Raw genomic sequence first — 7534 nt, 5'->3', positions numbered from 1 at the left:
GCCCTGGCCCTGAACATCGACGACATGTGCTTCCCGACCTACCGCCAGCAAAGCATCCTGATGGCCCGCGACGTACCGTTGGTCGACCTGATCTGCCAACTGCTTTCCAACGAGCGCGATCCGCTCAAGGGACGTCAGTTGCCAATCATGTACTCGGTCAAGGAGTCCGGTTTCTTCACCATCTCCGGCAACCTCGCCACCCAGTTCGTGCAAGCCGTGGGCTGGGGCATGGCCTCGGCGATCAAGGGCGACACCAAAATCGCTTCGGCGTGGATCGGCGACGGCGCCACCGCCGAGTCGGACTTCCACACCGCCCTGACGTTCGCCCACGTGTACCGCGCACCGGTGATCCTCAACGTGGTCAACAACCAGTGGGCGATCTCCACCTTCCAGGCGATTGCCGGTGGTGAAGCGACCACCTTCGCCGGTCGTGGCGTCGGTTGCGGCATCGCCTCCCTGCGGGTCGATGGCAACGATTTCTACGCGGTCTACGCCGCCTCTGCCTGGGCCGCCGAACGTGCGCGCCGCGGCCTCGGCCCTACCATGATCGAATGGGTCACCTACCGCGCCGGCCCGCACTCGACCTCCGATGATCCGTCCAAATACCGTCCCGCCGATGACTGGAGCCACTTCCCGTTGGGTGATCCGATCGCGCGCCTCAAGCAGCACCTGATCAAGACCGGTCACTGGTCCGAAGAGGAACACGCCGCGGTCAGCGCCGAACTGGAGGCCCAAGTGATCGCTGCGCAGAAAGAAGCCGAGCAGTACGGCACCCTCGCCGGCGGCCAGATTCCGAGCGCCGCGACCATGTTCGAAGACGTCTACAAAGAGATGCCGGAGCACTTGAAGCGCCAGCGTCAAGAGTTGGGGATCTGACATGAACGATCACAACAACAATATCGAGCTGGAAACCGCCATGACCACGACCACCATGACCATGATCCAGGCCCTGCGCTCGGCCATGGATGTGATGCTTGAACGTGACGACAACGTCGTGGTCTTCGGCCAGGACGTGGGCTACTTCGGCGGCGTGTTCCGCTGCACCGAAGGCCTGCAAGCCAAGTACGGCACCTCCCGGGTGTTCGACGCGCCGATCTCTGAAAGCGGTATCGTCGGCACCGCCGTGGGCATGGGCGCCTACGGCCTGCGCCCGGTGGTGGAGATCCAGTTCGCCGACTACGTGTACCCGGCCTACGATCAGATCATTTCCGAAGCCGCGCGCCTGCGTTATCGCTCGGCTGGCGAATTCACCGCGCCGATGACCCTGCGCATGCCCTGTGGCGGCGGCATCTACGGCGGCCAGACCCATAGCCAGAGCATCGAGGCACTCTTCACTCAGGTATGCGGTCTGCGCACCGTCATGCCGTCCAACCCCTACGACGCCAAAGGCCTGCTGATTGCCTCCATCGAAAACGATGACCCGGTGATCTTCCTGGAGCCGAAACGACTGTACAACGGTCCTTTCGACGGCCACCACGAACGCCCGGTAACCCCGTGGTCGAAACACCCCGCCGCACAGGTTCCGGACGGTTACTACACCGTACCGCTGGACGTTGCCGCTATCGCCCGTCCGGGCAAGGACGTCACCGTACTGACCTACGGCACCACCGTCTACGTGTCGCAAGTGGCCGCTGAAGAAAGCGGCGTGGATGCCGAAGTCATCGACTTGCGCAGCCTGTGGCCGCTGGACCTCGAAACCATCACCAAATCGGTGAAGAAAACCGGGCGCTGCGTGATCGTTCACGAAGCCACCCGCACTTGCGGCTTCGGCGCCGAACTGACGGCGCTGGTGCAAGAGCACTGCTTCCACCACCTGGAAGCGCCGATCGAACGCGTCACCGGTTGGGACACTCCCTACCCGCACGCGCAAGAGTGGGCGTATTTCCCAGGCCCGTCCCGAGTGGGCGCGGCGTTGAAACGGGTCATGGAGGTCTGAATGGGCACGCACGTTATTAAAATGCCGGACATTGGTGAAGGCATTGCAGAAGTTGAATTGTCGGTATGGCACGTCAAGGTCGGCGACATGGTCGTCGAAGATCAGGTACTGGCCGATGTCATGACCGATAAGGCGATGGTCGATATCCCGTCGCCGGTGCATGGCAAGGTCATTGCCCTCGGTGGCCAGCCGGGTGAAGTCATGGCGGTCGGCAGCGTGCTGATCAGCATTGAAGTCGAAGGCGCGGGCAACGTTAAGGAGTCGGCGCAACCRGCACCTGTTAAAGAAGCGCCTGTGGCCGCAGCCAAAGTAGAAACCGTGGTTGAAAGCAAACCGGCCGCTGCCCCAGCGCCGAAAGCTGCCGTTTGCCAGGGCCCGATGGTTGCTCGCGAGGCCGATGAGCGTCCGCTGGCCTCCCCGGCCGTGCGCAAGCATGCGCTGGACCTCGGTATTCAGCTGCGTCTGGTCCGAGGCACCGGCCCTGCCGGCCGTGTACTGCACGAAGATCTCGACGCCTACCTGGCTCAGGGTCAGTCGACCGCCTCGGCACCGGTGGCGGCTGCTTACGCCCAACGTACCGATGAACAGCAGATCCCGGTGATCGGCATGCGCCGCAAGATCGCCCAGCGCATGCAGGACGCCACCCAGCGTGCCGCCCACTTCAGTTATGTCGAAGAAATCGACGTCACGGCTGTGGAAGAGTTGCGCGCGCACCTCAACGAAAAACACGGCGCCACCCGCGGCAAGCTGACCTTGCTGCCATTCCTGGTCCGCGCCATGGTCGTCGCCCTGCGCGACTTCCCGCAGATGAACGCCCGTTACGACGACGAAGCCCAGGTCATTACCCGCCTCGGCGCGGTACATGTCGGCGTCGCGACCCAGAGCGATGTCGGCCTGATGGTGCCGGTGGTGCGTCACGCCGAAGCCCGCAGCCTGTGGGACAGCGCAGCGGAAATCGCTCGCCTGGCCAACGCCGCACGCAACGGCAAGGCCAGCCGCGACGAGTTGTCCGGTTCGACCATCACCCTGACCAGCCTTGGCGCCTTGGGCGGCATCGTCAGCACGCCGGTGCTGAACCTGCCGGAAGTGGCGATTGTCGGCGTGAACAAGATCGTCGAACGGCCAATGGTGATCAAAGGCCAGATCGTGATCCGCAAGATGATGAACCTCTCCAGCTCCTTCGATCACCGCGTGGTCGACGGCATGGACGCGGCGCTCTTCATCCAGGCCATTCGCGGCTTGCTCGAACAACCCGCCACTCTGTTTGTGGAGTAACGAATGCAGACTTTGAACACCACGCTGCTGATCATCGGCGGCGGCCCCGGCGGTTACGTAACAGCGATCCGTGCCGGCCAGCTGGGCATTCCGACCATTCTGGTGGAAGGCCAATCCCTGGGCGGCACCTGCCTGAACATCGGCTGCATTCCGTCCAAGGCACTGATTCATGTCGCCGAGCAGTTCCACCAGACCCGGCACCACAACCAGCACTCGGCGCTGGGCATCAGCGTCTCGGCGCCGACCCTGGACATCACCAAGAGCGTCGAGTGGAAGGACGGCATCGTCGATCGCCTGACCACTGGCGTTGCGGCGCTGCTGAAAAAGAACAAGGTCCAGGTTGTTCAAGGCTGGGCCAAGGTCATCGACGGCAAGACCGTTGAAGTCGGCGACACGCGTATCCAGTGCGAGCACCTGGTGCTGGCCACCGGTTCAAAAAGCGTGAACCTGCCGATGCTGCCGATTGGCGGGCCGATCATCTCGTCCACCGAAGCCCTGGCGCCGACCTCCGTGCCCAAGCGCTTGATCGTGGTCGGCGGCGGTTACATCGGTCTGGAGCTGGGCATTGCCTATCGCAAGCTCGGCGCCGAAGTCAGCGTGGTGGAAGCGCAGGAGCGCATCCTGCCGGCCTACGACGCCGAACTGACTCAACCGGTGCACGACGAACTGAAAAAACTCGGCGTAAAGCTTTACTTGAAACATAGCGTTCAAGGTTTTGATTCTTCTAACAATACCTTGCAAGTACTGGAACCAGGCGGCGAGACCCTGAACCTGGAAACCGATCAGGTGCTGGTGGCCGTCGGTCGCAAGCCGAACACCCAGGGCTGGAACCTCGAAGCGCTGAACCTGGACATGAACGGTTCGTCGATCAAGATCGACCACCGCTGCCAGACCAGCATGCGCAACGTGTATGCCATCGGTGACCTGAGCGGCGAACCGATGCTCGCGCACCGGGCCATGGCCCAGGGCGAGATGGTCGCCGAGCTGATCAGCGGCAAGACCCGCGAGTTCAACCCGACCGCCATCGCCGCCGTGTGCTTCACCGACCCGGAACTGGTGGTAGTCGGCAAGACCCCGGACGAAGCCAAGGCCGCAGGCCTGGACTGCATCGTGTCGAACTTCCCGTTCGCCGCCAATGGCCGGGCCATGACGCTGGAGTCGAAAAGCGGCTTCGTGCGCGTGGTCGCCCGTCGCGACAATCATGTGATTGTCGGCTGGCAGGCGGTGGGCGTCGGCGTGTCCGAATTGTCCACGGCGTTTGCGCAAAGCCTGGAGATGGGCGCGCGGCTGGAAGACATCGGCGGCACCATCCATGCCCATCCGACGCTGGGTGAGGCGGTGCAGGAAGCGGCGTTACGGGCCCTTGGGCACGCATTGCACCTCTAGCCCGAACCTGTAGGAGCGACGGTGCGACGATTCGACTCGCTCGCGAAAAACTCAGGACAACGCGGTCACTCAGACGAGGCGCGTTATCGTTGACGTCCATCGCGAGCAAGCTCGCTCCTACAAGGAATGCAATCCGGGCTGCGAAATGGGCCCGGAATGAAGTATTGTTGTCCCCATCCAAAAAACGTCAGAAGCCTTGAACCGTTTCGGCGGTTGTTAAGAGATAGAGGGTGTCATGGGTAACGAAAGCATTAATTGGGACAAGCTGGGTTTTGACTACATCAAGACCGACAAGCGCTATCTGTCGTACTTTCGCAATGGCGAGTGGGACAAGGGCACCCTGACCGAAGATAACGTGCTGCACATCAGCGAAGGCTCCACTGCCCTTCACTATGGCCAGCAATGCTTCGAAGGCATGAAGGCCTACCGTTGCAAGGATGGTTCGATCAACCTGTTCCGCCCGGACCAGAACGCCCTGCGCATGCAGCGCAGCTGCGCCCGCCTGCTGATGCCGCAGGTGGACACCGAGCAATTCATCGAAGCCTGTAAAGCAGTGGTCCGCGCCAACGAGCGTTTCATTCCGCCGTACGGCACCGGCGGCGCGCTGTACCTGCGCCCGTTCGTGATCGGTGTGGGTGACAACATCGGCGTGCGTACCGCCCCCGAGTTCATCTTCTCGATCTTCTGCATCCCGGTCGGCGCCTACTTCAAGGGCGGCCTGACCCCGCACAACTTCCTGATCTCCAGCTACGACCGTGCCGCGCCACAAGGCACCGGTGCCGCCAAGGTCGGTGGCAACTACGCCGCCAGCCTGATGCCGGGTTCCCAGGCCAAGAAAGCGCATTTCGCCGACTGCATCTACCTGGATCCGCTGACCCATACCAAGATCGAGGAAGTCGGTTCGGCCAACTTCTTCGGGATCACCCACGACAACAAGTTCGTGACCCCGAACTCGCCATCGGTACTGCCGGGCATCACCCGTCTGTCGCTGATCGAACTGGCCCGGTCCCGCCTGGGTCTGGATGTGGTCGAAGGCGACGTGTTCATCGACAAACTGTCGGACTTCAAGGAAGCCGGCGCTTGCGGCACCGCTGCAGTGATCACGCCAATTGGCGGCATCAACTACAACGACCACCTGCACGTGTTCCACAGCGAAACCGAAGTCGGCCCGATCACCCAGAAGCTCTACAAAGAGCTGACCGGCGTGCAAACCGGCGACATCGAAGCGCCAGCGGGCTGGATCGTCAAGGTTTGATCTGACGCCAGACGCACAAAAGCCCCCCATCGGGTGACCGATGGGGGGCTTTTTGTTTGCATTGCACAGACGAATCCACCGCCCCCTGTGGGAGCGAGCTTGCTCGCGATGACGGCATTGCATTCAACACAGAAACAACCGGAATACCCGTATCGACAGTCAGCGAATGTTCACAAACTCCACCGAACCTGCCGCGATTTGCGAAGTTTTAACATTGCCCTCAACCGCCAACGGCAACTCAAGCCCAAACCGCCCCGCTATCTCCCTGCGCCCCAACGCCGTCAACGCTAACGCGCGACTGTCCAGATCCTGGGTCACCCACTTGCGCTTGAGCGCCGTTTGCAGCAACGCCGCACCCAGCGATCCGCCCAGATGCGGCCGACGCATGCTCCAGTCCAGGCACGGGCAGGCGAAGCGGCGGCGCAAGGTGCTCAAGTCCTGTACCTCGATCCCAAGCCCCTGAAACATTGCCGAACCACTGTCACTCAAGCGATAGGCCTGTTCGTCGGTTTCCTCGAGCCAGCCCGCTTCGAGCATCCGGTCATGCATCAGCACGGCCAGGGTGCCCGCCATGTGGTCGTAGCAGGTGCGGGCAAACTGCAGGCGATCCGGGGTCCGCGAGTTGAATTCCGGCGCAGTGTTCTGGCCGATCACCATCAGCGCCTCCAAGGCCTGGGCCACGCGTTTGTCCGCCAGGCTGTAATAGCGGTGACGTCCCTGAACGTGCAGCCGCACCAGCGCCAGCTCCTTGAGTTTGGCCAGGTGGGCACTGGCGGTCGACGCACTGACTTCGGCCACCGTCGCCAGTTCGGTGCTGGTGCGGGCGTGGCCGTCCATCAGCGAACAGAGGATTTTCGTCCGTGCAGGCTCGGCGATGGCTGCCGCTACCTGCGAGACACCGATGTCGTGTTGTTCTGCGCTCATATTTCGCTCCCGGACGAATCAACGCCCTTTCGGACTGGAGATAGTAGCAACACTTTCCAACAACAAAAGGCTGCGCCCCATGGACCCGATCATCGCTGCGACCCATACCGATCCCTATCCCTACTACGCACGACTGCGTGCCGAAGGTGGGCTGGCTTTTCATCCAGGGCTGAACCTGTGGGTGGCCAGCAGCGCCCGGGTGGTGGCCGCCGTCCTGGCGCATCCCGATTGCCATGTTCGACCGGCGCAGGAGCCAGTCCCCAAGGCGATCGCCGACGGCATGGCCGGCCAGGTGTTCGGCCAATTGATGCGCATGAATGAGGGTGAACGCCAGCGTTGCCCACGGTCGGCGATTGAGCAGGGGCTGAAGTTGATCGATGCGCGGGAAGTCGAGGCCCTGGTCAGCGCCCGATTGATGACCGCGGATGCCGCTGGCCTGTACAACGCCATGTTTCGCGGACCGGTGTGCGTGGTGGCGGCGTTGTTGGGATTCACCCCGGCTCAGGGCCGCGCCATCAGCGAGTTGACGGCGGATTTCGTCGCCTGCCTGTCGCCCCTGAGTGACGCGGCGCAATTGACCGCCGCCCACGCTGCCGCCGAACAAATGAGCAGTTACTGTGTCGAGCTTCTGGCCGACCCGGACAACCACAGCCTTCTGCTTGCAGGCATCCGCCAGCGCTTCGCGTCCGGCGCACCGCAAACGCTGATCGCCAACCTGATCGGCCTGTTCTCCCAGACCTTCGAGGCCACTGCCGGAC

At 62.6% G+C, this 7534-nt stretch carries 6 protein-coding genes and 1 pseudogene; 6 read left to right on the top strand and 1 reads right to left on the bottom strand.

The genetic code is table 11. The annotated features are described in order from the left end of the window. From AC1DVH_RS23570 to AC1DVH_RS23550, 5 genes are all read left to right on the top strand, one after another. Positions 1 to 876: thiamine pyrophosphate-dependent dehydrogenase E1 component subunit alpha (locus tag AC1DVH_RS23570; protein WP_477755846.1), on the top strand; the 876-nt coding region annotated here is incomplete at its 5' end. Between the two features lies 1 nt (position 877). After that, positions 878 to 1936: an alpha-ketoacid dehydrogenase subunit beta gene (locus AC1DVH_RS23565; RefSeq protein WP_477755845.1), complete on the top strand. Its 1059-nt coding sequence runs from the start codon at positions 878 to 880 to the stop codon at positions 1934 to 1936. After that, the gene (locus AC1DVH_RS23560) at positions 1937 to 3211 is read left to right on the top strand and encodes a dihydrolipoamide acetyltransferase family protein (protein ID WP_477755844.1); all 1275 of its coding nucleotides are present in this window, start codon (positions 1937 to 1939) and stop codon (positions 3209 to 3211) included. 3 nt (positions 3212 to 3214) lie between these two features. Beyond that, positions 3215 to 4597, top strand: a complete 1383-nt coding sequence (gene lpdA / locus AC1DVH_RS23555; RefSeq protein WP_477755843.1) for a dihydrolipoyl dehydrogenase — start codon at positions 3215 to 3217, stop codon at positions 4595 to 4597. 235 nt (positions 4598 to 4832) lie between these two features. Next, positions 4833 to 5852: a branched-chain amino acid aminotransferase gene (locus AC1DVH_RS23550; RefSeq protein ID WP_223455986.1), complete on the top strand. Its 1020-nt coding sequence runs from the start codon at positions 4833 to 4835 to the stop codon at positions 5850 to 5852. A gap of 159 nt (positions 5853 to 6011) precedes the next feature. Here AC1DVH_RS23550 and AC1DVH_RS23545 read toward each other — a convergent pair whose 3' ends face one another. Further along, positions 6012 to 6776 carry an ArsR/SmtB family transcription factor gene (locus tag AC1DVH_RS23545; protein WP_477755842.1) on the bottom strand — a complete coding sequence of 255 codons (765 nt, stop codon included), beginning with the start codon at positions 6774 to 6776 and terminating at the stop codon, positions 6012 to 6014. Positions 6777 to 6855: 79 nt separating this feature from the next. On the opposite strand from AC1DVH_RS23545, the pseudogene AC1DVH_RS23540 reads away from it, so the two are divergent. Continuing rightward, a pseudogene (locus AC1DVH_RS23540) lies at positions 6856 to 7534 on the top strand (cytochrome P450); the annotation flags it as partial.

It is taken from the genome of Pseudomonas sp. P4_C3, assembly GCF_056402075.1.
The sequence above is the reverse complement of the archived record's forward strand: the minus strand, read 5'-3'. Positions and strand labels throughout refer to the sequence as shown.